The following is a 22687-nucleotide window of genomic DNA, read 5'->3' on the forward strand; positions in this document are numbered from 1 at the left end:
AGTATTCAAAAAATCATCAGGGGTCGGGTTGCCCTTGTCGTCGATGACAACGGGCCGGGGCGCCGCGAACGAAACGGGGGCCGACGGCCCCCATTGTAGATGACAACGCGGCGGGAGACAGCGCTTTAGTTGACCGCCGCCAGAGCAGATTTGAGCTTAGCCAGCGCCTGGCCGCGATGGCTCAGCTGGTTCTTGAGCTCGGCCGGCATCTGGGCCGAGGTGCAGTCGTGATCGGGCACGAAGAACACCGGGTCATAGCCAAAGCCGTGCTGGCCGCGCGGCTCGTCGATGATCATCCCTTCCCAGCTGGCCTGGCAGATGATGGGGGTGGGATCGTCGGCGTGGCGCATGTAGACCAGCACGCACCAGAAACGGGCGCTCTTGAGATACTCGGGGGCCCCTTTCAGCTCGCCCAGCAGCTTGTCGATGTTGTCCTTGTCGCTGGCACCCTCACCGGCAAAGCGGGCGGAGTAGACGCCGGGACGGCCGTGCAGCAGATCCACTTCCAGGCCGGAGTCGTCGGCAACCGCCGGCAGGCCGGTGATGCGGGCGGCGTGGCGGGCCTTGATGATGGCATTCTCGACGAAGGTGGTGCCGGTCTCTTCGGCATCGGAGACCGCAAACTCGCTCTGTGGGATCACCTGGATCTTCATATCGGCCAGCATGGCGGCCAATTCCTTCACCTTTTTCTGGTTCCCTGTTGCCAGGACAAGCTTGTTCATCGAGCACCTCCGCAAAAATAATCTGCGCATTCTATGCGGGGCTGGCGCCCAGGAAAAGCGCCAATTGCCCTGGATCACCCTTGCCGGGGTCATGGCAAGATGCAGATAAAATGAATGTTTCCTGAATGGAATAACAGAAGTGATTAAATACCATTTCAATTCATTACTGTGAGCCAGTAGACTCGCGCCCCAATCTATTTTCCCCATGCCACGAGGTGACTGATGCCATTGATTCTTCTGCTTGTCCTACTGGTGCTGTTCAGTCCGCTGGCCATCGACATCTACCTGCCCGCCATCCCACAGATGGCCGAGCAGCTGGGGGCCGAGGTGACCCTGATGCAGGGCACCATCACCTGGTTCCTGTTCAGCATGGGACTGGGACAACTGCTGGTGGGGCCGCTGGCCGATCGCTACGGCCGCAAGCCCATCGCCCTTGGCGGTGTGCTGCTCTACGGTCTGAGCGCCCTGGGGGCCGGCTTTGCCGCGAGCCTCGGCGAGTTGATGCTGGCGCGGGTGCTGCAGGGTTTTGGCGCCTGTGCCACCTCGGTGGCCGCTTTCTCGGTGGTGCGTGACAGCTACGGCCCCAAGAAGAGCGGTCAGATGATCTCCTACCTGAACGGTGCCATCTGCTTTATTCCGGCGCTGGCCCCCTTGCTCGGTGGCTGGCTCACCGCCAAGGCGGGCTGGTCTGCCAACTTCTGGTTCATGGCCGGTTATGCGGTCATCGTCGGTAGCTGGCTGCTGTGGCGGATGCCGGAGACCCGTCCGGAAGAGACCAGCAGCAGCGGCCCGCTCATCAGCTGGTCGCGCTACAGCCCGGTGCTGCGCTCCCCGAGCTTCCTGTTCAACGCGACGCTGTGCATGCTGGCGATGGCGGTGATCCTGGCCTATGTCACCGCGGCGCCGGTGCAGCTGATGGTGAAGCTGGGGCTGGACATGAGCGGCTTCAGCTACTGGTTCACCGCCAACGCGGCACTCAACATCCTGGCCTGCTTCCTGGCGCCCCGTTTCATCGCCAGGGTGGGGCCAAGACGCACCCTGCGCATCGGCCTGCTGGTGCTGCTGCTCTCCGCCATCGCCTTGACCCTGGCCATGCACATCGAGCATCCGCTGGCCATGATGGGGCCGGTGTTTCTCTCCAGCATCGGCTTTGCCATGATCCTGGGCGCCGCCGCCGGCATGGCGCTGGCACCGTTCGGCCACTGCGCCGGCACCGCCGCCGCCCTGCTCGGTCTGTTCCAGATGAGCGGCTCCGGCGCGCTGGTGGGCTTCATCGGCGTGCTGATGCACGATCCGCTCAGCCAGCTGGCGCTGCACATGTGGCTGCTGCTGCCCCCCCTGCTGATGCTGATGACCCGCCAGGGCCGGCGCTTGTGTTTGCAATAAATCCTGTGCTCTGATTGGCACACTCAGGGGGCCTTGGGCCCCCTTCTCTATTTGGCAGGCAAGGGTTTGCCTGCGCCCTGTGACACAGCTACCCGTGGAGAAAACCGGATGAGCCACACAATCAATGCCGCCCTGGTGGGCTACGGCTTTGCAGGCCAAACCTTTCACGCCCCGTTTCTGACCAGCACGCCCGGGCTCTCCCTCGGCTGGGTGGTGAGCCGCGATGCCGCCAAGGTGCAGGCCGAGCTACCCGGTTGCCGGGTCGGTTCGCTGGCCGAGGTGCTGGCGGACCCGTCGGTCGATCTGGTGGTGATCGCCACTCCCAACGACACCCATGCCCCCATCGCCCGCGAGGCCCTGTTGGCCGGCAAGCACGTGGTGATCGACAAGCCGTTCGCCCTGGATCTGGCCGAGGCGAAGGCGCTGGTCGAGCTGGCGGAGAAGCAGCAGCGACTGCTCAGCATCTTCCACAACCGACGCTGGGACGGTGACTTTCTCACCGTACGCCGCCTGCTGGCGGAGGGGGCGCTCGGTCAGGTCGCCCAGTTCGAATCCCACTTCGATCGCTATCGTCCCGAGGTGCGCCAGCGCTGGCGCGAGGCGGGCGGTCCGGGCTCCGGTCTCTGGTTCGATCTCGGCCCCCACATCCTCGACCAGTCGCTCCAGCTGTTCGGTCCGCCGGACTGGCTGCAGGCGGATCTGGCCCAGCAGCGCCCCGGTGCCCTGGCGGATGACTACTTCCACGTGGTGCTCGGCTATGGCGAGATGCGGGTCGTGCTGCACGGCAGCTGCCTGGTGTCGGCCACCATGCCGCGGTTTGTCATCCACGGCAGCGAGGGCTCCTTCATCAAGTTCGGCATGGATGTGCAGGAGGAGCAGCTCAAGCTCGGCAAGCGGCCGCCGGCGGCAGACTGGGGAGTGGACAACGAACCCGGCCAGCTCAGCCGGATCCGCGACGGTCAGCTGCAGCAGCAGAGCGTGGCCGGCGAGGCAGGGGACTACGGCGCCTACTATCGCGGCGTCTGCGCCGCCATCCGTGGGGAGGGGGAGAACCCGGTGCCGGCCGGCGAGGCGCTGGCGGTGATGGCGCTGCTGGACCTGGCCCGCGACAGCGCCCGCGAGGGCAAGCGGCTGGCTTGTCAGATCCTGTCTGATTGAGGCGCAGTCCGCGCGTGGTTGCCGGCACAATGCAATAGCCGTTTATTGCCAGCAATCACGAGGCCTGTGGCGTTTTATTGTACAAAACTGCGCCGTTTACAGTGTTTTGTATTAATGTTTGTCGTTGTAGTAGTTCTTTTCATCCAGCCAACGAGAAAATATCATTGTGATACTCGTTTTCATTGGGCGCGTATGGGGATATATTTCGCGCGCCTCTTGGCTCCCGGCATATGGGTTTTTCACCGGGTGAAAGGACGCACTGTGATGGTTGTACCAACCATCTCTCCATATTTTTCTGAGGGTATGCACATGAACAAAGTACTGGTAGCCGGTATCCTGGGTCTGATGTTGACCGCTTGTGGTCAGAAAGAAGAAGCCGCCGCTCCGGCTGCTACTCCGGCCGCCGACGTTGCTGCAACTGTTGAAAAAGCCGCTAGCGAAGCCACCTCTACCGTAGAGAAGGCCGCTTCCGAAGCGACTGCAACCGTTGAGAAGGCTGCCGCTGACGTAGCCACCAAGGCAGAAGCCGCAGTGAGCGATGCCAAGGCCAACTAAGCCTGCACCTCATCTGAAGAACGGGCCCGAAGGCAACTTCGGGCCCGTTTTTTTATGCCCGTTCCCCGCCTTTGACGGGGTCCTTGCCGGCAAGAGAACCGGCTAGAGCGCCGGGTTGAGGCGCGCGGTGAGGATATGATCCTCCCAGCGGCCGTTGATCATCAGGTAGTCTTTGGCGTACCCCTCCCGCTCGAAGCCGAGCCGCTCGAGCAGGGCGCCGCTGCGCAGATTCGACGGCATGTAGCCGGCCATGATGCGGTGCAGGCCGTGTTCCCGGAACAGGTAGTCGATGCCGGCCTCGACGATCTCTTGCATCAGTCCCTGTCCCTGATGGGCCTGGTCGATGGCATAACCCAGATGGCAGGCCTTGAAGGCGCCCATCAGGATGTTGGTGAAGTTGCAGGTGGCGATCACCTGCTCACCATGGGGATCGAGCGCCACCAGATGCACCCCGCTGCCATTGAAGAACTGGCCATAGCTGTCGCGCAGCCGGCCGTGCCAGTGGCTCAGGGTGTAGAAGCTCTCGTCCCGGCTGGGCTCCCAGGGGGCGAGGTGGGTGCGGTTGCGCAGATAGAAATCCAGCATCAGATCGGCCCGTTCGGGGGGCAGTATGGTGAGCTGGCAGCGGGCCGTGCACAGGTGTGGCAGCGCCATCAGTGATCCCTCTGCCTGAGCCACTCATCGCGCAGCAGGCTGTAGTGAACGTGATCCACGATGCGGTCGGCCAGCCGCTCAGCACGGCGGGTGATCCCCTCCTGCTGCATGCCGAGGCGCTCGCAGACGGCCCGGCTGGGTTCGTTGTCGGTGGCGGCGCTGATCTCCACCTTCTCCATCCCCATCTCCTCGAAGGCGTGATGGATCAGGGCCTGGCAGGCGCGGGTGATGATGCCGTTGCCTTGCCAGCGCTCGGCCAGCCAGTAGCCGATGCTGACCTTGGCCAGTGCCCGGTCGATCTGGTTGTAACCGATGACGCCAACCACTTCCCCCTGATACTCGATGGCGGTGGTCAGCCCCTCGCCGCGGGCAAACTTCTCGATGGCGTGGCGGATGAAGGTGGCACTGTCGGCGGGCTGCTGAATGTAGGGCGGCCAGGGCAGCCACTGGGTCAGGTAGTCGCGGTTCTCCCGACACAGGGCAAAGAGTTCGCTGGCCATGTCGGGCTGCAGGAACAGCAGCGCCAGCTCGTCGTCCAGTTGCCATGAAAACATCCGCACCTCCCCTCCAATCTGGGCCTGAAACGGGCCGCCAAACCGCCAATGTAGCCAATCAACCCCTTGTACGCCAAGGGTTTTCCAACTGTTCTTGCGCCCCGCCATCCCCATATGGAGGGGCGATTGGTGGCGGCCAGAAAGCGCCTGGCCATTGTTCGGCTTTTTTTGGTGTTATTCGCCATTTTTAGCTCTTTTCACGCGACCAAACAGGGGCAACAGCAGATCCTGCTATGGGTTTGTGCTGCGCTGTCACATATGACAGGCAGCAATCTTGAACGTGCCAACTAGTGTAGGAACGCCGGGCAACGGACCCGACGTGTAATCTTCATCGACTTAAGGAAAAGACGGATGAACAAAGTCTATTTGGCCGTGGTATTGGCCTGCTGGGGAAGCGCTGCGCTGGCTGCAGAACAGGTGGATGTGCATCAGGTTGCGGGCATTCAAGGGGCGCCGAGCGGCGCTGCCGGGGTGAGCGCGCTGGCAGGGGATGGCGAGTTTCGTCAGGTGCGGGCGGTCAAGCTGCCCAACGGTCAGCAGCGGGTGCGCTATGAGCAGACCTGGCACGGCATCCCGGTCTGGGGCCAGGTGCTGGTGGCCGAGCAGTCCCTCGGCGGGCAGATAAGCCAGGTTTCCGGCCAGATCCTGCGCCAGATCGATGCCGACGTGGCCAGTCCGACCGCCGCTCTGTCGCCGGCCGATGCCGCCAGCAAGGCGCGGGCCGGGGCCAAGGGCAGCAACGAGCGGGTCAAGCTGTTCGTGATGCAGGATGAGGCCGGTCAGGCCCGCCTGGTCTATCTGGTCTCCTGGCTGGCGGCGAGCGACGAGCCGAGCCGCCCCTTCGTGGTGATCGATGCCCAGAACGGCAGCGAGCTCAAGCGCTGGGAAGGGATCAACCACAAGGACGCCACCGGCCCGGGTGGCAACGTCAAGACCGGCAAGTATTTCTACGGCGCCGACTTCGGCCCGCTGCTGGTGGATGACAGCTGCCGGATGAGCAGTGCCAACGTGGACACCATCAACCTGAACCATGCCACCAGCGGTGGCTCGGTACACCAGTTCACCTGCCCGGAGAACACGGTCAAGGAGATCAACGGCGCCTACTCGCCGCTCAACGACGCCCACTACTTCGGCAACGTGGTGTTCGACATGTACCGCAACTGGTACAACACGGCGCCGCTGACCTTCAAGCTGAAGATGCGGGTGCACTACAGCCGCAACTACGAGAACGCCTTCTGGGACGGCAGCCAGATGACCTTCGGTGACGGCGCCACTACCTTCTATCCGCTGGTGAGCCTGGACGTGGCGGCCCACGAGGTGAGCCACGGCTTTACCGAGCAGAACTCCGGGCTGGTCTACTCCGGTCAGTCGGGCGGCATCAACGAGGCCTTCTCCGACATGGCGGGGGAAGCGGCCGAGAACTTCATGAAGGGCAGCAACGACTGGCTGGTGGGCGCCCAGATCTTCAAGGGCAACGGCTCGCTGCGCTACTTCGAAGATCCGACCCGGGACGGCAGCTCCATCGGCCATGCCAGCGACTACTACGATGGCATCGACGTGCACCACAGCTCAGGTGTCTACAACCGCGCCTTCTACCTGCTGGCCAATACCAGCGGCTGGAACACCCGCAAGGCCTTCGAAGTGTTCGTGCTGGCCAACCGCCTCTACTGGGGCGCCAACACCACCTTCGATCAGGGCGCCTGCGGGGTGACCAAGGCGGCTACCGATCTGGGCTACAGCGTGACCGACGTGGCGGCAGCCTTTACCACTGTCGGGGTCAATGCCACCTGTGGCGGCACCACGCCGCAGCCGGGCAGCGTGCTGCAAAACGGGGTACCGGTGAGCGGTCTCTCCGCCGCCAAGGGTGGCAAGCTGAACTTCACCATCGACGTGCCGGCCGGCAAGAGCCAGCTGGTGATCGCCAGCGGCGGCGGTACCGGTGATGCGGATCTGTATGTGAAGTTCGGCAGCGTGCCGACCAGCAGCAGCTATGATTGCCGCCCCTACAAGAGCGGCAACGCCGAGACCTGCACCCTGAACTCGCCCAAGGCGGGGACCTGGAACGTGCAACTGAGCGCCTACAGTGCCTTCTCGGGGGTGACCCTCAAGGCCAGCTACTGAGCCTGAGTCACCGTAACAGAGATAGAGCGCCGGACTTGTCCGGCGCTTTTTTTATGCGGATTTGCCCGCCCAGCGCCGGGCCAGGGTACGGGCGGCTTCCAGCACCCGCTCCTTGGCGGGATTGGGCCGTTTGCCGCTGCGCCAGGCCATCATCACGTCCCAGTGATCCGGCGGCAGATCCACCACGTCCAGTTGCACCAGCCGGCCGAACTCCAGATCCCGGGCGATGGCGAGCGCCGGCATCAGGGTGATGAAGCCGTGCTCCAGCGCCAGCTCCCGCGCCGCGCTGGCGGGCTGGATGGCGTGCAGCGGGCTCGCCACCTGGCGCAGCAGGCGCAACTGCAGGATCAGCTCGTCGCAGCCGGTGCCCCACTGCTGGGGTGCCAGCCGCTCGTTGGCTATGTCCTGCAGGGTCAGGCCCTGCCGCCCGGCCAGCGGATGGGTGGCGCAGGCCACGGCTATGATGGGGGAGCGATAGAGCAGTTCGAGCTGGATGCCGGCGATGGCCGGACACTTGAGGATGAAGCCGACGTCGGTCTCGCCGGTCAGCAGCTCCTGCATGATGATGCCGGAGTGATCCGTGTTGCAGCGGATCTCGAAGGTCTCGTCGACCAGTGCCAGCAGCAGGGGGCCGAACACCACGGTCGTCAGGGAAGGCAGGCAGGCGAGCCGGATGCGCGGCAGCGCCGGTGCTCCCTGCATCGCCAGGCGACCCCCTTCCAGCGCGCTCAGTGCCGCACTCGCGGCAGGCAGGAACTGCTCGCAGGCCGGGGTAGGGGTGGCGCCGCGCCGATGGCGGCGAAACAGGGGCTGGCCCAGATCCTGTTCCAGCACGGCGATCCGCTGGCTCACCATGGGTTGTGACCAGCCGCGCACGGCGGCTGCCTTGCTGAAGCTGCCGCGATTGACCACATCCAGCAGCAATTGCAGATCGTCGAGGGTCATAGCCATAACATAATCCAATATAAAATATAGCCAGTTGTCGGCTACCACTATATCTGGCGTCCTTCCAGAATAGCAGTATCAATCGTTGTGCTTTGGCATATTGCCATATCGGTTCAGGGGCTTGTTGCACCTTGAGCCCGTTTGGTGACGGCGTCATTCGGGCGATGAGGCGAATCAATCGGAAGGTCATCAGAGAAGCAGGGGGCAGGTAGTCATGGTGGAGCGGGCGAGGCGGTTGGGGCGGTGGTTTTTGGCGTTGGATTCCCTGTTGGTGATCCTGGGGTTCTTCGTGGTGATGCCCATGATCAGCCTGCGCTTCGTGGATCAGCTAGGCTGGGCGGCCGGGGTGGTGGGGCTGGCGCTGGGCTTGCGCCAGCTGACTCAGCAGGGGTTGGGGATCCTGGGAGGCTCGCTGGCGGACAAGTTCGGCGCGCGACCGCTCATCGTGGGCGGCATGCTGCTGCGGGCGGCGGGGTTTGCCAGCCTGGCCTATGCCCAGAGCGGGCTGGAGCTGATCCTCTCCTGCGTCATCTCGGGGCTGGGGGGCTGTCTGTTCGATCCGCCCCGCGCCGCACTGGTGATCAAATTCACCCGGCCCCGTCAGCGGGGGCGCTACATATCCTTGTTGATGATGCTGGAGAGCGCCGGCGCCGTGGTGGGGGCCCTGCTTGGCAGCTGGCTGCTCAATTTCGACTTCGAGTATGTCTGTCTGCTGGGGGCCGGCCTGTTTGTCTGCGCCGCGCTGTGCAACCTGCTGATCCTGCCCGCCTACAAGCTCTCGGTGCGACCGACCCCGATCCGCGCCGGTCTCGGCCAGGTGATTGCGGACAAGGCGTTCTGCCGGCTGGTGCTGATCCTGAGCGGCTACTACGCGCTCTGGGTCCAGGTGATGCTGATCTTCCCCATCCTGGTCAAGCAGATGGCGGGTACCACCACGGCGGTGGGCTGGATGTATACCCTGGAGACCGCCATCTCACTGGCGCTGCTCTATCCGCTGGCGCGCTATGGCGAGCGCCACTTCAAGCTGGAGAGCCGCTTGATGGCGGGGGTGCTGCTGATGACCACCGGCATCGGGCTGGTGGCCTTTGCCAACACACTGCCCGCGGTGTTCATGCTGCTGGCCTGCTTCTACTTAGGGATCGTCATCGCCGAACCGGCGCGGGAGACGCTGATGACCAAGCTCGCACAGCCGGGGGCACGCGGCAGCTACATGGGCTTCAGTCGGCTGGGGCTGGCGCTGGGGGGCATGACGGGTTACGTGGGGGGCGGTGCGCTGCATGACTACGCCATGCTGCAGGGCCAGCCCTGGTTACCCTGGCTGGTGCTGGGCACGGTCGGGGTGACGACCTTGCTGCTGCTGGTGAACTGCTTTCACCGCGAGCCGAGTCTGGCGCGGGTCAACATCTGACGGGCAATAAAAAACCGGCCGCTGGGCGGCCGGTAAAAAATACAGTAGGCAATTCAGGGAAGACTTAGAAGTTGTACTGCAGGGCCACGGCGACCACGTCGTCGGTGTTTTTGCCCAGCGAGTTGGTGTGGGTACCGTTGACGTTGTCCAGCAGGTTGATCTTGTAATCAACGTAGGCGTTGAAGTTGTCGGTGAAGTTGTACCAGGCACCGATGGAAACGTACTCGGTGGCGGTGTCATCGATGCCGCGAGCGTTGTCCTTCACGTCGGTACGCAGGTAGGCCAGGGACGGCTTGAACTTGCCGAAGGCGTACTGGGCGACGGCTTCGTAGCCATCCATCTTCTCGGCGTAGCCGTTGTTGACGAACAGGTGGTCTTCACCGTGGGAGTAGGTAGCGGCCAGGTAGAGGTCGCCGACGGCGTATTTGGCACCCACGCCGTACAGCTTGGCGTCGCGGTCACCACCGAAGGCGGCGTTGGCGGCCTGCTCGTCGGTCTTGCCGGCCTGGTTGTAGGCGGTACCCAGGCTCAGGCCCATGTCGAAGTCATAGTTGGCAGACACGGCGAAGCCTTCGGCGGAACCCTTCGGATTCCAGGTGCCGTTGGTAACAGTCAGGTTGGAACGGTCGGCGTTCTGCGGATCGTTGTTGCCGGTGAACTGGGCACCCAGGGTCAGGCCCTGATAGGTGTAGATGTACTGGGCCAGGCCGTTGGTACGACCGGTACCGAACACTTCGGTGTCCTTGCCCAGACCGTCACCGCCCCACTCTGGCAGCACGTCGGTGTAGTTGTTCACGGCTTTGGTGAACAGGCCATCCTGACGGCCGTAGCTGAAGGCACCGAAACGATCGTGCTTGATGCCGGCGTAGGCATAACGCAGCTCGTCGTTGTCGGAGCCGGAGACCGGCAGGTTGTATTCAGCGAAGCCGAACGCGGTCAGCTCGTTGTCGATCTTGGTTTCGCCGGCAACGTGCAGACGCAGGTAGCTCTGGTCACCTTCAGAACCGTTGTCATCAGTGCCGTAGTACATGCCTTGAGCGCGACCACCGATGTCCAGTTTGGTGTCGTTCTGGTTGTAGACGGTAGCGGCTTGCGCACCACCGGCCAGCAGCACGCTGGAGATGGCCATGGTCAATGCTGTCTTTTTCATTGTTCGTTCCTCTGGTGTAAACACTGTCGGACCTGTGCTCGGCCCTGTTGATCGGTTTCTGTTCCGATGCCCCAGAGTAGATCTGCGAACCTTGATAGAAACTGAAGCGCACAAGGATTAATTAATGATTTGACCTGAAAAGCAGGCATAAAAAACGGCCCGAACAGGGCCGTTTGCGTGTTTGTGGAATTAAATGCTGGTTAGAGCATCATGCCACCGAAGAAGAAGCCCAGCGCCACGGCGATGGCGATGGTGGCAACACCCGGTACGAAGAAGGGGTGATTGAATACCGCCTTGCCGATACGGGTGGAGCCGGTGTCATCCATTTCGACCGCGGCCAGCAGAGTTGGGTAGGTCGGCAGCACGAACAGGGCGCTCACAGCGGCGAAGGAGGCGATGGCGGTCAGCGGGCTGACACCCAGTGCCAGAGCGGCCGGCATCAGGGCCTTGGTGGTGGCGCCTTGTGAGTAAAGCAGCATGGCGGCAAAGAACAGCACCACGGCCAGCAGCCAGGAGTATTGGTTCAGCAGGTCGCCGGCGATCAGCTGGATGGTGTCCATGTTGCCTTTCACGAAGACGTTACCCAGCCAGGCCACGCCCAGTACGCAGATACAGGCGGACATGCCGGACTTGAAGGTCGGCATGTTGGTGACCTGGGTGGCGTCCAGCTTGCAGACCAGGGTCATGATGGTGGCAGCGGCCAGCATGATGCCCATGATGGCGCCATCACGGGGGATCGGCGGGTTGGCGATCAGGCCCACTTTACCGGAGATGGCGGTGGCGTAGGCCATCACGGCCACGATGGCGGCGATGAAGATCCAGACCGACACCTTGGCGTAAGGCTTGAGCTCCAGCTTGGTGGTGCCGCGCAGCTTGATCAGCCCCTTGGCCTTGCGCTCCAGGTAGACTTCGTCCTGGTCGAGCGGCTTGCCCAGCATATTGGCGACGAAGGCGCCGAGGATGCAGGCGATGAAGGTGGAGGGGATGCAGATGGCCAGCAGGGTCAGGTAATCCACGCCAAACGGCTCAAGCATGCCGGAGAAGGCAACCACGGCCGCGGAGATGGGCGAGGCGGTGATGGCGATCTGGGAGGCGATGACGGCGATGGAGAGCGGACGGGACGGGCGAATGCCCTGCTCCTTGGCCACCTCGGCGATCACCGGCAGGGTGGAGAAGGCGGTGTGACCGGTACCGGCCAGCATGGTCATCAGATAGGTGACGACCGGCGCGGCGAAGGTGATGTATTTGGGGTTCTTGCGCAGGGCTTTTTCGGCCAGGGAGACCAGATAGTCCATGCCACCGGCCAGTTGCATACAAGCAATGGCGCAGATGACGGACGCGATGATCATGATCACGTCCCAGGGGATGTAGGTGACCAGCTGGTCGCTGGGAATTGGCATCCCCAGACCCCAGGTCAGTACCAGTACCCCCAAACCACCGGCAAAGCCGATGCCGATGCTGCCTATCCGGGCCCCCAGATAGATAGCGGCGAGCACGACAAGTAACTCGATTCCAATCATAGCGAACACTCCATTTTCCAGTTTTTTTAGGTTTTATTTGGCAGAAAAGCCAATTCCCGATGGGGCTGGGCAAGACCTATCGGGAACTGACTTTATGGGCCGGGATAAACCCGGCCCATTTGCTCGCTTATACGGTGGCTTCGCGGGTATAACGCTTGGCTTTGTATTGCGGGTTCATCAGGTTCTCGATGGAGAGAATTTCATCCAGCTGCTCGGCGGTCAGCAGGCCGCGCTCCAGCACGACTTCACGGACGTTCTTGCCGGTCTGGGCACAGATCTTGCCGACGATGTCGCCTTCGTGGTGGCCGATGAAGGGGTTCAGGTAGGTCACGATGCCGATGGAGTTCAGCACGTGGTTCATGCAGATTTCCGGGTTGGCGGTGATGCCTTCCACGCACTTCTCGCGCAGGGAGATGCAGGCTTTTTCCATCAGGCTCAGGGATTCGAACATCGCCTGACCGATCACCGGCTCCATGACGTTCAGCTGCAGCTGACCGGCTTCGGCGGCGAAGGTAATGGTGACGTCGTTACCAAAGACCTTGAAGCAGGACTGGTTGACCACTTCCGGAATGACCGGGTTGACCTTGGCCGGCATGATGGAGGAGCCAGCCTGCATTTCCGGCAGGTTGATCTCTTTGAGTGCGGTACGCGGGCCGGAGGAGAGCAGACGCAGGTCGTTACAGATTTTGGAGAGCTTCATCGCCATGCGCTTGATGGCGCCGTGTAGCATCACGTAGGCGCCGCAGTCGGAGGTCGCTTCGATCAGATCTTCAGCCGGAACATAGGCACGACCGGTGATCTCGGCCAGGCGCTTGATGGCCAGGGCGGAGTACTCGGGCGGGGTGTTCAGGCCGGTACCGATAGCGGTGGCGCCCAGGTTCACTTCCAGCAGCAGCTCCTGGCAACGCTTGATGGACTTGATCTCTTCGCGCAGGGTGACGGCGAAGGCATGGAACTCCTGACCCAGGGTCATCGGCACCGCATCTTGCAGCTGGGTACGGCCCATCTTCAGGATGCCCTTGAACTCGGCGGCCTTGGCATCGAAGGCGGCGATCAGCGCTTCCAGGGCGTGCAGGGTGGTGTCGGTGCTGTTGACCACGGCCACGCGGAAACCGGTGGGGTAGGCATCGTTGGTGGACTGGCACTTGTTGACGTGGTCATTGGGGTTGATGACGTCGTAGCGACCCTTGGCCAGGCCCATGATTTCAAGGGCGATGTTGGCCAGTACTTCGTTGGTGTTCATGTTGACTGAGGTGCCGGCACCACCCTGGTAAACGTCGACCGGGAACTGGTCGAAGCATTTGCCGGTGTTCAGCATCAGGTCGCAGGCTTCTACGATCTTGTCAGCAATTTCAGGACGGATAGTACCCAGTTCGCCGTTCGCCAGGGCGGCGGCCTTCTTGGTCAGTACCATGCCGCGGACGAATTCCGGAACGTCAGAAATCTTCTGAGTGCTGATCTTGAAGTTCTCAACGGCGCGCAGGGTATGCACACCGTAGTAGAGATCGTTGGAAACTTCTTTGGTGCCCAGCAGGTCTTCTTCAATGCGGACGTTCTTGATGTCGCTCATTGTAATGCCTCAGAAATCAGATAAATGGAAACGATCCTCACCGAGTGGTCGCGAGTTCCTTACGCACGGTTCATCCTGAAGCACCACACATCGAGTGGGGCGGTTGGGGGCTTTTTTGCTCCCTTAATTACTGGCGTCGATATTACCCCAATTGAGGTATCTGATATTAGACCTGGATCACTAAATTTGAGACAACCTCAAATAACTTGTGGTCATTAAACAGATATTGCAATCAACCGATTTACTTTGACAGAACAATGACTTCAATCACAGTCTGGCAAGCCGGTTTTTCTGTGGATCCGGCGCCTTGTCACCCTGTGGACTTGAAAAATGCGCGTCACCCCCCATTTTAATCAACAGGAACCGATACCATGGCGGGTTGGCAACGGCATCAATGGTTGTCGCACTTCGCCAGCGGTTCATTCACATTCATCCGCACTGAGGTTGTTATGGGCAAGTTGTTTCTATTGTTGGTCGGTCTGGTGGTGCTTGAGCTCACCGTCATGATCGAAGTCGGCTCCGTGATCGGTGCCTTGCCGACCGTCGGCTTGCTCATTCTGACGGCGGTGCTGGGTTCCTCGCTGGTGCGCAGCGAAGGGATCAAGACCCTGTTCAATGCGCAGCAGAAGATGCAGCAGGGGGAGATGCCGGGACGTGAGGTGATGGGGGGCATGATGCTGGCGCTGGCCGGTCTGCTGCTGATCATCCCGGGTTTCGTGACCGACTTCTTCGGCATCCTGCTGCTACAGCCCTGGCTGCGCAACAAGCTGGCCGACAAGCTGATCGGCAGCAACCAGTTCAAGATGCAGATGGGCGGTTTTCAGGCCCGTCAGCAGCCGTTTGACGAGGTGCCGGGCAATGACCAGCCGGGTCAAGCTCCGCGCAGCGGCACCACCATCGAAGGGGAGTTCGAGCGCAAGGAGTAACTGCTGCGCTTACTTTCCTGCCATCAGGGCCTGCCCTGATGGCACAACTGCTCGAAGCGGTGGCGGGCATACCACCAGGCCAGAGTGCCCGCCGCCAGATTGGCCACGAGAATGCCCAGATAGATCCCCTGTTCCCCTCCCAGTTTTGCCCCCAGCCAAGCCCCTGGCAGCAAGAAGACAAACAGCCGCAACCCGTTGAACAGGAAAGAGACGCTGGAAGCCCTCACGCCATTCAAGGCGGACGCGAGCAGCATCACCATGCCCTGAAAGCCGTAACCGATGGGCACCAGGTGCAGATAGAGCACGATGAGGCGCACCACCTGCGGATGACTGCTGAACAGCTCGGCGATGAAGGGGGCCAGCAGCCAGGTCAGTGCGTATACCGCCAGCTGGAACAGCACGGCAAAGCGCATGCAAAACTGCAGCGCCGCCTTGGCACGGGCCGGGTTGCCCGCCCCGCAGTTCTGTGAGATGAAGGGGGCCAGCACGGAGGAGAGTGCCATCATAACGATAAGCAGCAGAGCCTCCACTCTCGATGCGGCGCCGTAGGCGGCCACCACTTCCGTCCCCAGCCCGGCGAAGATGGTCATCAGCACGGCGTTGGCCAGCGGGTTGAGCATGTTGGTGAAGGAGGCGGGCACCGCCACGTGCAGCAGGGCGCGCCAGTGGGCCAGCAACTGCGGGCGCGGGGAGAGGCGCCAGTGCAGCAGCCCTTCCCGGTGGCGCAATATATAGAGGCTGACCAGCATGGCCATCAGCCAGGAGAGGGAGGTGGCGATGGCGGCGCCGCGGATCCCCCATGCTGGGAAGGGGCCTATGCCGAAGATGAGCAGGGGATCCAGCACCCCGTTGACCAGCCCGGCCACCGTCATCACCAGGCTGGGGGTCTTGGTATCGCCGGTGGCCCGGATGGCGGCATTGCCCACCATGGGCAGCACCAGCATGGGGACGGTCAGATACCAGATCAGCATGTAGTCGTAGATGAGGGCGATCAGCTCATCGCTGGCGCCGAGCAACCGGAACAGCGGGTGTATGGTCAGCGCCCCCGCCAGGGCGATGAGGGTGACCAGCAGCACGGCCAGAAACAGGTTGTCGGTGGTGATGCGGGCGGCTTCATCATGCTTGCCCTGGCCGAGCGCATGACCCATCACCGCAGAGAGGCCGGCCCCCAGTCCCATCGCCAGCGAGGTGACCACGAAGGTCACCGGAAAGGTGAAGCTGATGGCGGCCAGCGCCTGGGTGCCCAACATGCCGATGAAGAAGGTATCGACCAGGTTGAAGGCGAGAATGGCGACGATGCCGAGGATCATCGGGCCCGTCATGCGCAGCAATACGGACGTCATGGGGGCAGTCAGCAGGGGATTGGGTCGGGTCACGGGCTCGTCTCTGTACGTCTGGCGGAGTTCTGGCTGCGAGCAGCACAAACCGGTTTCCTGACCGGGACTTCGGGAGATCCATCGAAGACGTTCATAGTACGTGAAAATATTTTTTTTGTATTTGCCCTTGAAGGGTTAACAAACGTGCCCCACATCGGAGACATATCTAATTTGGCCAGGAATGGCCATTCCTCAAAGCAACACAGAGACTCATTTTGGGAGAGTTATCGATGAAAATTCGTCCACTGCACGACCGCGTCATCATCAAGCGCATCGAAGCTGAAGCCAAATCCGCTGGCGGCATTGTCTTGACTGGTACTGCGGCCCAGAAGTCCACCCGTGGTGAAGTTCTTGCCGTGGGGACTGGCCGAATTCTGGATAATGGCGATGTCAAAGCCCTCGCCGTCAAGGTTGGTGACAAGGTGATCTTCAACGAAGGCTACGGTGTGAAGACCGAGAAGCTGGATGGTCAGGACGTACTGATCCTGTCTGAAACCGACATCCTGGCGATTGTCGAAGAGTAATCCACCCTTTCCCCCTGCGAATTGATTGAAGGATTGAAGAAATGGCAGCTAAAGAAGTCAAGTTTGGCAACGAAGCACGCAGCAAGATGCTGGAAGGCGTAAACATCCTGGCCGATGCCGTCAAGGTGACCCTGGGCCCGAAAGGCCGCAACGTGGTACTGGACAAGTCCTTCGGCGCGCCGACCATCACCAAGGACGGCGTCTCCGTTGCCCGTGAAATCGAGCTGGAAGACAAGTTCATGAACATGGGCGCCCAGATGGTCAAGGAAGTTGCTTCCAAGGCCAACGACGCCGCCGGTGACGGTACCACTACCGCTACCGTACTGGCTCAAGCCATCGTCAACGAAGGCCTGAAGGCCGTTGCCGCCGGCATGAACCCGATGGATCTGAAGCGCGGTATCGACAAGGCCGTAGTGGCCGCAGTTGCCGAGCTGCAAGCGCTGTCCCAGCCGTGTGCCGACAACAATGCCATCGCTCAAGTTGGCACCATCTCCGCCAACTCCGACGAGAAAGTGGGCAAGCTGATTGCCGAAGCCATGGACAAAGTCGGTCGTGACGGCGTCATCACCGTTGAAGACGGTCAGGGTCTGGACGACGAGCTGGCCGTGGTAGAAGGCATGCAGTTCGACCGTGGTTACCTCTCCCCCTACTTCGTCAACAAGCCGGAAACCGGTGCCGTTGAGCTGGACGATCCCTTCATTCTGCTGGTTGACAAGAAAGTCTCCAACATCCGTGAAATGCTGCCGGTGCTGGAAGGCGTAGCCAAAGCAGGCAAGCCGCTGATCATCGTGGCCGAAGACGTAGAAGGCGAAGCGCTGGCGACCCTGGTGGTCAACACCATGCGTGGCATCGTGAAAGTCGCTGCCGTCAAGGCGCCTGGCTTCGGTGACCGTCGCAAAGCCATGCTGCAGGATATCGCCATCCTGACCGGTGGTACCGTGATCTCCGAAGAAGTGGGCATGGAGCTGGAAAAAGCGACTCTGGAAGACTTGGGCCGTGCCAAGCGCATCGTCATCACCAAAGAGAACACCACCATCATCGATGGCGTGGGTGATGCGTCCCTGATCGAGAGCCGTGTGGCCCAGATCCGTCAGCAGATCGAAGAGACCTCTTCCGATTACGACCGCGAGAAACTGCAAGAGCGCGTAGCCAAACTGGCTGGCGGTGTTGCCGTGATCAAGGTTGGTGCTGCCACCGAAGTCGAGATGAAAGAGAAGAAAGCCCGGGTTGACGACGCCCTGCACGCGACTCGCGCCGCAGTAGAAGAGGGTGTGGTTGCCGGTGGTGGTGTTGCGCTGGTACGCGTAGCCGCCAAACTGGCCGGCCTGCGTGGCGACAACGAAGATCAGAACGTGGGTATCAAGGTCGCTCTGCGCGCCATGGAAGCCCCGCTGCGCCAGATTGTCATCAACGCCGGTGAAGAGGCCTCCGTCATCGCCAATGCGGTGAAGAACGGTGAAGGTAACTTCGGTTACAACGCCTACACCGAACAGTACGGTGACATGCTGGCCATGGGCATCCTGGATCCGACCAAGGTGACTCGTTCAGCCCTGCAGTTCGCTTCTTCCATCGCCGGCCTGATGATCACCACCGAGTGCATGATCTCCGAGCTGCCGAAGAAAGATGCCCCTGCCATGCCTGATATGGGCGGCATGGGCGGCATGGGCATGATGTAATTTAGTCCTGGTTACCAAACGGCTCGCTTTTGCGGGCCGTTTTTTTTATGGCGACTAAACTGAGTCTATTGTCAGTGACTTAATCAGAGGTGAGTATGCGTGTGCTGGGTTTGATTCCATTACTGTTTTCGCTGGCCATGCCAGTGATGGCACTTGAGGCGCCACAGGGGCCCGTCATTTTGAAGGTGACCGGCAATGTGCTGCCGGCCGAAGCGACGGAGGGGGTGGTTTCCTTCGATCTCGCCATGCTCAAGGCCTTGCCGCAGCATGAGATAGTGACCAGCAATCCCTGGGTCGACAAACCGCACAAATATGTGGGGCCCAAGCTGGCCGATGTCTTGGCTGCCGTCGGCGCGGATGGCAAGGCGATCACCTTGACGGCCTTGAACAGTTTTCAGATCAGGGTCAACTGGGATAAGGTCAGGCAATATGACCCGATTCTGGCCTGGCAAGATGACGGGGTCACCATGCGGGTACGGAATAAGGGACCACTTTGGTTTATCCTACCGCTGGATCAGTATCCCGAGCTGAAACGCTCGGAGTTTACCGACATGATGATTTGGCAACTGAATGCCATTGATATTCAGCATTGATGTAGTGGCTTGCGGGAGTTCGAGTGAAAGCAAAGACCAAGGCGTGGCCTTTACTCATCGTTCTTTACCTATCCATCCTGTTGTTTACGGGAAGCACCCTCTATTGCCTCGCGCAGATACAGAATGCGACCCGAGTGATGGAGAGGTACACCTACGACGTCTCCTGGGCCCTGATGCAGTTGCAACTGGAGTTGGGGCGTTTCCTCAACTCCGTCGAGATCTACCATTATGGCGGCATCGATCACGATACCCTGATGCTGCGCTACGACATCCTGTGGAGCCGTACCCCCATCCTGCTCAGTGGCCAGTTGCGTCAGAGCATGAAGGACAAGCAGAAGACCTTGCGGCTGGTGCAGTTGATCGAAAGCAATATCCGCGAGATGGAGCCCAATATCACCAATCTGAAGGCGGGGACACCCGATTATCAGCAGATATTGATGCGCCTGGTTCCTCTGCAGGAGCCACTTTCCTATTCTCTCGCCTCCGTGATGCAGAAGAACATCAACGTCTATTCAGGCAATGACAAACGCTTTGGCCAACTGCGCAATGCGCTGCTGTTCATGGTGTCAGGGCTGGTGCTGTCGGTGATGCTGCTGAGCGGCTTGCTGATCCGTGAGGCCCGCCGTCATTTCAGGGCGGCGCGGATCGATCCCCTGACCGGGCTCTCTAACCGGTTGGCCTTGCTGGAGAAAATGGAGTCTTACGCCACCAAGGAGACGCCGTTTGGCCTGGTGCTGGTGGACATCAACGATTTTCGCGACATCAACAGCAAGTTCGGCTACAACACCGGCGACTTTCTGCTGCAAGAGCTGGCAAAGCGAATGCGCAGTTTGTGTGAGAACGGTGAGTGGGTGGCCCGGCTGGGCGGCGATCAGTTTGCCATGATCCAGCGTGAAAGCAGTGACCTGCGCCAGGTGAGGGAGCTGGTGGCCCGCCTGCTGCATGCGCTCAAGCAGGACATCATCATCGACAACTATCCGTTCCGCCTGGAGGTGGGCATCGGCATCGCCTTCTTCCCGATGGACAGCAAGCATACTCAGGAGCTGCTCAGCCGGGCCGAGCAGGCCTTGTTTCACAGCCGCAAGACCCATGTGCCATACGTCATCTACGACAACTCGTTGCTCAATGAAACGGCGCGTCGTAAGCATTTGGCAAGCGACATGATCATGGCGCTCGAGCACAATGCGCTCGAGCTCTATTACCAGCCCATCGTCAACCTCGAGAGTGGCCGCTGCGAAGCGGTGGAAGCTTTGCTGCGCTGGCGTCACCCTGAATTGGGCTTCATTCCACCCAACGAGGTGATCCAGGTCGCCGAAGAGTTCCAGCTGGCCGAGAAGCTGGGCAGCTGGGTATTGAACACGGCCTGCGAGCAGCTCTATCAGTGGCAGCAACTGGGTTTGGTTGATTTGCAGATGTGCGTGAATATCTCGCCCGGCATGTATCAACGCAATCTGTTGAAGCTGGTTGCCAAGGCTTTGATGGACCACCATATTCCGGCCGCCAGCTTAGTGCTGGAGGTGACGGAAGACACCACCATGCGCGAGGTGAAAAACTCCCTGCAACTGATGCAGGATCTCAATCAGCAGGGGGTACAGCTGGCACTGGATGACTTTGGCACCGGTTACTCCTCGCTCAGTTATCTGCAGAAGCTGCCGGTCAGCAAGGTGAAGATCGATCGCTCCTTCATCCAGGGGATAGATACGTCTATCGAGGCATCTGAGCTGGTCGCCAACATCTGCCGGATGGGTTCCATGCTGGGCAAGAGTCTGGTGTGTGAAGGGATAGAAACCCAGGCTCAACTCGACGTGTTGCGCACCCTCACTGACATTCATCTCTATGGTCAGGGCTATCTGTTCAGCCGCCCAGAACAGGCTGAGAAGGTTTATCAAACCCTGCTGGAGATGGAAGAGGAGTGGCTGGAGCGACGCCAACCGGACAAGGCGTATTTAATTTAGCCAAAATGGCTCATGCTTGGTCCAAGATGGCCGATAGTCTTAAAGCAGGAGGTACACCATGGATATATCTAGTTCTGCATCTGCGTCATTTGGTTCTGCATTGATGACGGCCAGCCTGGCCAAGAAGCAACAGACCCAAGAAGGTGAATCTGCATTGAAACTGCTGCAAACAGCAGCTCAATCAGCACCGGTTGCACCGACATCGGCCAACGCTTCTTTGGGAAGTAACATCGATATTCGCGTCTGACCCTAACGAAAAAGCCCCCATCCAGTCGATGGGGGCTTTTTTATGTCTGCGATATCGCGATGTCGATCTTGGCTCAGACCGGAAAAGGGGCTGGTGCCTCGAAGGTCATCCGCTCGCCGCTGCGGGGGTGAGTGATGGTCAGGCTGGCCGCATGCAGATAAAGGTGCGGTGCAGCCGCCAGCGCATCCGGGTTGGCGTAGAGGTTGTCACCCAGGATCGGGTGCCCCAGCTCCAGCATATGGACGCGAAGCTGATGGGAGCGACCGGTAATCGGGGTCAGCTTAATCAGGCTGTTACCATTCTCTACCTTCAATTTTTCCCACAGGGTCAGGGCATGACGCCCCTCTTCATGATCCACCTTCTGTTTCGGGCGGTTGGGCCAGTCGACGCAGAGCGGCAGATCGACCTGACCCGACTCTGCTTCCGGTTCGCCCCACACCCAGGCGAGGTAGTGCTTCTCGGTCTCCCGCTCGCGAAATTGCCGACTCAGCTCCCGATGAGAGTTGGGATTGAGGGGAATGACAATGACGCCCGTGGTGGACATGTCGAGGCGATGAGCTGCCGCCGCCTTGGGGTGTTGCTGTTTCACCCGATGCAGGACGCTGTCTTCATTCTCGGGGCCGCGCCCGGGGACGCTTAGCAGGCCAGTGGGCTTGTTGACCACCATGATGTCCTTGTCCTTGAACAGGATATCGAGCCAGGGTTCCAGAGGCGGTGAGTATTCAAACATAAATGTCTCGCATCAGAAGGTGGGGGCAAGCCCCCATCAGTTATGGGTAACCACGATAAAGCGGATTGCATCCAGCTTGAGTTGGGTCTGATCGATCAGGTGGTGCAATTCTGCCTGCAGATTGCGCAGATAATCCAGTTCGCTGTCGCGCACGTTCGGGTTGACCGCCTTGAGCGCTTCCAGCCTGTCCAGATCCTGCTGCAGGGTCTGCGCCATCTGGGCGCGGGCCTTATCGACAATCCCGCCTTTCAGCTCTTCGGCAATGGCCTGGCCCTTGCCAATCAGACCGTGGATCACCGGTTGGGATGCGGTGACCAGCTTGCTGCCGAGGTGGCGATTGACCGGAGTTAGCTGGCGGTTGAAGGCATCGAACGCCACTTTCTCACCCAGATTCTGGCCGTTCTTGTCCATCAGCAGACGGATCGGCGTCGGCGGCATGAAGCGGTAGAGCTGGGGATGGGCCGCAGACTCGGCAACGAAGATCAGCTCAAGCAGGATGGAGCCGATGGGCAGCGCCTTGTTCTTGAGCAGAGCAACCGAGGTAGCGCCGATCTCGGAGCCGAGGATCAGGTCGATACCGCCGCGCATCATGGGGTGATCCCAGGAGAGCAGCGCCATGTCATCCCGCGACAGAGCGGTGTTGCGATCGAAGGTGATGGTCATGCCGTCTTGCGGCAGGCCCGGGAAGCTGGAGACCAGCATGTGATCCCCCGGAGTCAGCACCAGCGCGTTCTCGCCACGGTCATCCTGATTGACGCCTATCTCGTCGAACATCTTGAGGGCGAAGGAGATCATGCCGGTGTCGTCATCTTCGGCGGCCAGCTTGTCGACCAGCTGCTGGGCGGCGGCGCCACCGCTGGAGTGGATCTCCAGCAGGCGATCGCGACCCTGTTCCAGCCGGGCCTTGAGCGGCTCGT

General features: G+C 60.8%; 21 protein-coding genes (1 of these 21 running past the window's edge). 11 read left to right on the top strand and 10 right to left on the bottom strand.

Annotated features, from left to right (window positions below; translation table 11 throughout):
• Positions 1 to 125 precede the first annotated feature (125 nt).
• Complete coding sequence (gene rdgB, locus R2E40_RS04255; protein ID WP_318164846.1) at positions 126 to 722, bottom strand: RdgB/HAM1 family non-canonical purine NTP pyrophosphatase; 597 nt, start codon at positions 720 to 722, stop codon at positions 126 to 128.
• Positions 723 to 944: 222 nt separating this feature from the next.
• Between rdgB and R2E40_RS04260 the strand changes: the two genes are divergently transcribed.
• The 3 genes from R2E40_RS04260 (at position 945) to R2E40_RS04270 (ending at position 3821) form a co-directional block, all read left to right on the top strand.
• Positions 945 to 2108 (top strand): multidrug effflux MFS transporter, encoded by a 1164-nt coding sequence (locus tag R2E40_RS04260; protein ID WP_024946189.1) that lies wholly within the window; start codon positions 945 to 947, stop codon positions 2106 to 2108.
• A gap of 108 nt (positions 2109 to 2216) precedes the next feature.
• Positions 2217 to 3266 (top strand): oxidoreductase, encoded by a 1050-nt coding sequence (locus R2E40_RS04265; RefSeq protein WP_318164847.1) that lies wholly within the window; start codon positions 2217 to 2219, stop codon positions 3264 to 3266.
• Positions 3267 to 3575: 309 nt separating this feature from the next.
• Positions 3576 to 3821, top strand: a complete 246-nt coding sequence (locus tag R2E40_RS04270; RefSeq protein ID WP_005309486.1) for a hypothetical protein — start codon at positions 3576 to 3578, stop codon at positions 3819 to 3821.
• A gap of 102 nt (positions 3822 to 3923) precedes the next feature.
• Here R2E40_RS04270 and rimJ read toward each other — a convergent pair whose 3' ends face one another.
• Both rimJ and R2E40_RS04280 read right to left on the bottom strand, forming a co-directional pair.
• Positions 3924 to 4475 carry a ribosomal protein S5-alanine N-acetyltransferase gene (gene rimJ / locus R2E40_RS04275; protein ID WP_029302370.1) on the bottom strand — a complete coding sequence of 184 codons (552 nt, stop codon included), beginning with the start codon at positions 4473 to 4475 and terminating at the stop codon, positions 3924 to 3926.
• Positions 4475 to 5029: a GNAT family N-acetyltransferase gene (locus R2E40_RS04280; protein ID WP_017410624.1), complete on the bottom strand. Its 555-nt coding sequence runs from the start codon at positions 5027 to 5029 to the stop codon at positions 4475 to 4477. Before R2E40_RS04280 ends, rimJ begins: the two co-directional genes overlap by 1 nt.
• Positions 5030 to 5380: 351 nt before the next feature.
• Here R2E40_RS04280 and R2E40_RS04285 point away from each other — a divergent pair, with 351 nt between their 5' ends.
• Complete coding sequence (locus R2E40_RS04285; protein ID WP_318164848.1) at positions 5381 to 7150, top strand: M4 family metallopeptidase; 1770 nt, start codon at positions 5381 to 5383, stop codon at positions 7148 to 7150.
• A 51-nt stretch (positions 7151 to 7201) separates the two neighbouring features.
• On the opposite strand, the gene R2E40_RS04290 is transcribed toward R2E40_RS04285, so the two are convergent.
• Positions 7202 to 8101 (bottom strand): LysR family transcriptional regulator, encoded by a 900-nt coding sequence (locus R2E40_RS04290; RefSeq protein WP_024946193.1) that lies wholly within the window; start codon positions 8099 to 8101, stop codon positions 7202 to 7204.
• A 208-nt stretch (positions 8102 to 8309) separates the two neighbouring features.
• Here R2E40_RS04290 and mdtH point away from each other — a divergent pair, with 208 nt between their 5' ends.
• Entirely contained in the window at positions 8310 to 9503 is a 1194-nt protein-coding gene (gene mdtH, locus R2E40_RS04295; RefSeq protein ID WP_318164849.1) for a multidrug efflux MFS transporter MdtH, read from the top strand.
• Positions 9504 to 9567: 64 nt separating this feature from the next.
• Here the strand turns inward: mdtH and R2E40_RS04300 are convergent, their stop codons facing one another.
• The 3 genes from R2E40_RS04300 to aspA all read right to left on the bottom strand — a co-directional run bounded on the left by R2E40_RS04300 (position 9568) and on the right by aspA (position 13743).
• Positions 9568 to 10653, bottom strand: a complete 1086-nt coding sequence (locus tag R2E40_RS04300; RefSeq protein ID WP_103829314.1) for a porin — start codon at positions 10651 to 10653, stop codon at positions 9568 to 9570.
• A gap of 200 nt (positions 10654 to 10853) precedes the next feature.
• A complete protein-coding gene (locus tag R2E40_RS04305; protein ID WP_011704800.1) occupies positions 10854 to 12173 on the bottom strand; it encodes an anaerobic C4-dicarboxylate transporter in 1320 nt (439 codons plus the stop codon).
• Positions 12174 to 12300: 127 nt separating this feature from the next.
• Positions 12301 to 13743: an aspartate ammonia-lyase gene (gene aspA, locus R2E40_RS04310; RefSeq protein WP_011704801.1), complete on the bottom strand. Its 1443-nt coding sequence runs from the start codon at positions 13741 to 13743 to the stop codon at positions 12301 to 12303.
• Positions 13744 to 14192: 449 nt separating this feature from the next.
• Here aspA and R2E40_RS04315 point away from each other — a divergent pair, with 449 nt between their 5' ends.
• Positions 14193 to 14669 (top strand): FxsA family protein, encoded by a 477-nt coding sequence (locus R2E40_RS04315; protein ID WP_024946196.1) that lies wholly within the window; start codon positions 14193 to 14195, stop codon positions 14667 to 14669.
• A 23-nt stretch (positions 14670 to 14692) separates the two neighbouring features.
• On the opposite strand, the gene R2E40_RS04320 is transcribed toward R2E40_RS04315, so the two are convergent.
• Positions 14693 to 16093 carry an MATE family efflux transporter gene (locus R2E40_RS04320; RefSeq protein WP_318164850.1) on the bottom strand — a complete coding sequence of 467 codons (1401 nt, stop codon included), beginning with the start codon at positions 16091 to 16093 and terminating at the stop codon, positions 14693 to 14695.
• Between the two features lie 182 nt (positions 16094 to 16275).
• Between R2E40_RS04320 and R2E40_RS04325 the strand changes: the two genes are divergently transcribed.
• The 5 genes from R2E40_RS04325 (at position 16276) to R2E40_RS04345 (ending at position 21040) form a co-directional block, all read left to right on the top strand.
• Positions 16276 to 16569 (top strand): co-chaperone GroES, encoded by a 294-nt coding sequence (locus R2E40_RS04325; protein ID WP_005309514.1) that lies wholly within the window; start codon positions 16276 to 16278, stop codon positions 16567 to 16569.
• 41 nt (positions 16570 to 16610) lie between these two features.
• On the top strand, positions 16611 to 18245 hold the full coding sequence (groL, locus tag R2E40_RS04330; protein WP_011704804.1) for a chaperonin GroEL: 1635 nt from the start codon (positions 16611 to 16613) through the stop codon (positions 18243 to 18245).
• Positions 18246 to 18340: 95 nt separating this feature from the next.
• Positions 18341 to 18838, top strand: coding sequence for a molybdopterin-binding oxidoreductase (locus tag R2E40_RS04335; RefSeq protein ID WP_043165753.1), 498 nt, complete (start codon positions 18341 to 18343; stop codon positions 18836 to 18838).
• A 23-nt stretch (positions 18839 to 18861) separates the two neighbouring features.
• The gene (locus tag R2E40_RS04340) at positions 18862 to 20793 is read left to right on the top strand and encodes a putative bifunctional diguanylate cyclase/phosphodiesterase (RefSeq protein WP_039214446.1); all 1932 of its coding nucleotides are present in this window, start codon (positions 18862 to 18864) and stop codon (positions 20791 to 20793) included.
• Positions 20794 to 20851: 58 nt separating this feature from the next.
• Positions 20852 to 21040, top strand: coding sequence for a hypothetical protein (locus R2E40_RS04345; RefSeq protein ID WP_073348952.1), 189 nt, complete (start codon positions 20852 to 20854; stop codon positions 21038 to 21040).
• 73 nt (positions 21041 to 21113) lie between these two features.
• On the opposite strand, the gene rluA is transcribed toward R2E40_RS04345, so the two are convergent.
• Positions 21114 to 21770, bottom strand: coding sequence for a bifunctional tRNA pseudouridine(32) synthase/23S rRNA pseudouridine(746) synthase RluA (gene rluA, locus R2E40_RS04350; protein ID WP_318164851.1), 657 nt, complete (start codon positions 21768 to 21770; stop codon positions 21114 to 21116).
• Positions 21771 to 21806: 36 nt separating this feature from the next.
• A protein-coding gene (gene rapA, locus R2E40_RS04355; RefSeq protein ID WP_318164852.1) for an RNA polymerase-associated protein RapA crosses the window boundary here: on the bottom strand, positions 21807 to 22687 show its 3' end. 1987 nt of this gene lie beyond the right edge of the window; only the last 881 of its 2868 coding nucleotides appear in the window; its start codon lies beyond the right edge, outside the window — the gene reads right to left on this strand; the stop codon is at positions 21807 to 21809.

Source organism: Aeromonas sp. CD, assembly GCF_033349375.1.
GTDB lineage: Bacteria > Pseudomonadota > Gammaproteobacteria > Enterobacterales > Aeromonadaceae > Aeromonas > Aeromonas hydrophila.

Coding starts and splice junctions, on each gene's coding strand:
- rdgB (WP_318164846.1), bottom strand. CDS start 722: ATGAACAAGCTTGTCCTGGCAACAGGGAACCAGAAAAAGGTGAAGGAA.
- R2E40_RS04315 (WP_024946196.1), top strand. CDS start 14,193: ATGGGCAAGTTGTTTCTATTGTTGGTCGGTCTGGTGGTGCTTGAGCTC.
- rimJ (WP_029302370.1), bottom strand. CDS start 4,475: ATGGCGCTGCCACACCTGTGCACGGCCCGCTGCCAGCTCACCATACTG.
- mdtH (WP_318164849.1), top strand. CDS start 8,310: ATGGTGGAGCGGGCGAGGCGGTTGGGGCGGTGGTTTTTGGCGTTGGAT.
- R2E40_RS04265 (WP_318164847.1), top strand. CDS start 2,217: ATGAGCCACACAATCAATGCCGCCCTGGTGGGCTACGGCTTTGCAGGC.
- rluA (WP_318164851.1), bottom strand. CDS start 21,770: ATGTTTGAATACTCACCGCCTCTGGAACCCTGGCTCGATATCCTGTTC.
- R2E40_RS04300 (WP_103829314.1), bottom strand. CDS start 10,653: ATGAAAAAGACAGCATTGACCATGGCCATCTCCAGCGTGCTGCTGGCC.
- R2E40_RS04285 (WP_318164848.1), top strand. CDS start 5,381: ATGAACAAAGTCTATTTGGCCGTGGTATTGGCCTGCTGGGGAAGCGCT.
- R2E40_RS04335 (WP_043165753.1), top strand. CDS start 18,341: ATGCGTGTGCTGGGTTTGATTCCATTACTGTTTTCGCTGGCCATGCCA.
- R2E40_RS04345 (WP_073348952.1), top strand. CDS start 20,852: ATGGATATATCTAGTTCTGCATCTGCGTCATTTGGTTCTGCATTGATG.
- R2E40_RS04290 (WP_024946193.1), bottom strand. CDS start 8,101: ATGGCTATGACCCTCGACGATCTGCAATTGCTGCTGGATGTGGTCAAT.
- aspA (WP_011704801.1), bottom strand. CDS start 13,743: ATGAGCGACATCAAGAACGTCCGCATTGAAGAAGACCTGCTGGGCACC.
- R2E40_RS04280 (WP_017410624.1), bottom strand. CDS start 5,029: ATGTTTTCATGGCAACTGGACGACGAGCTGGCGCTGCTGTTCCTGCAG.
- R2E40_RS04305 (WP_011704800.1), bottom strand. CDS start 12,173: ATGATTGGAATCGAGTTACTTGTCGTGCTCGCCGCTATCTATCTGGGG.
- R2E40_RS04260 (WP_024946189.1), top strand. CDS start 945: ATGCCATTGATTCTTCTGCTTGTCCTACTGGTGCTGTTCAGTCCGCTG.
- R2E40_RS04325 (WP_005309514.1), top strand. CDS start 16,276: ATGAAAATTCGTCCACTGCACGACCGCGTCATCATCAAGCGCATCGAA.
- groL (WP_011704804.1), top strand. CDS start 16,611: ATGGCAGCTAAAGAAGTCAAGTTTGGCAACGAAGCACGCAGCAAGATG.
- R2E40_RS04270 (WP_005309486.1), top strand. CDS start 3,576: ATGAACAAAGTACTGGTAGCCGGTATCCTGGGTCTGATGTTGACCGCT.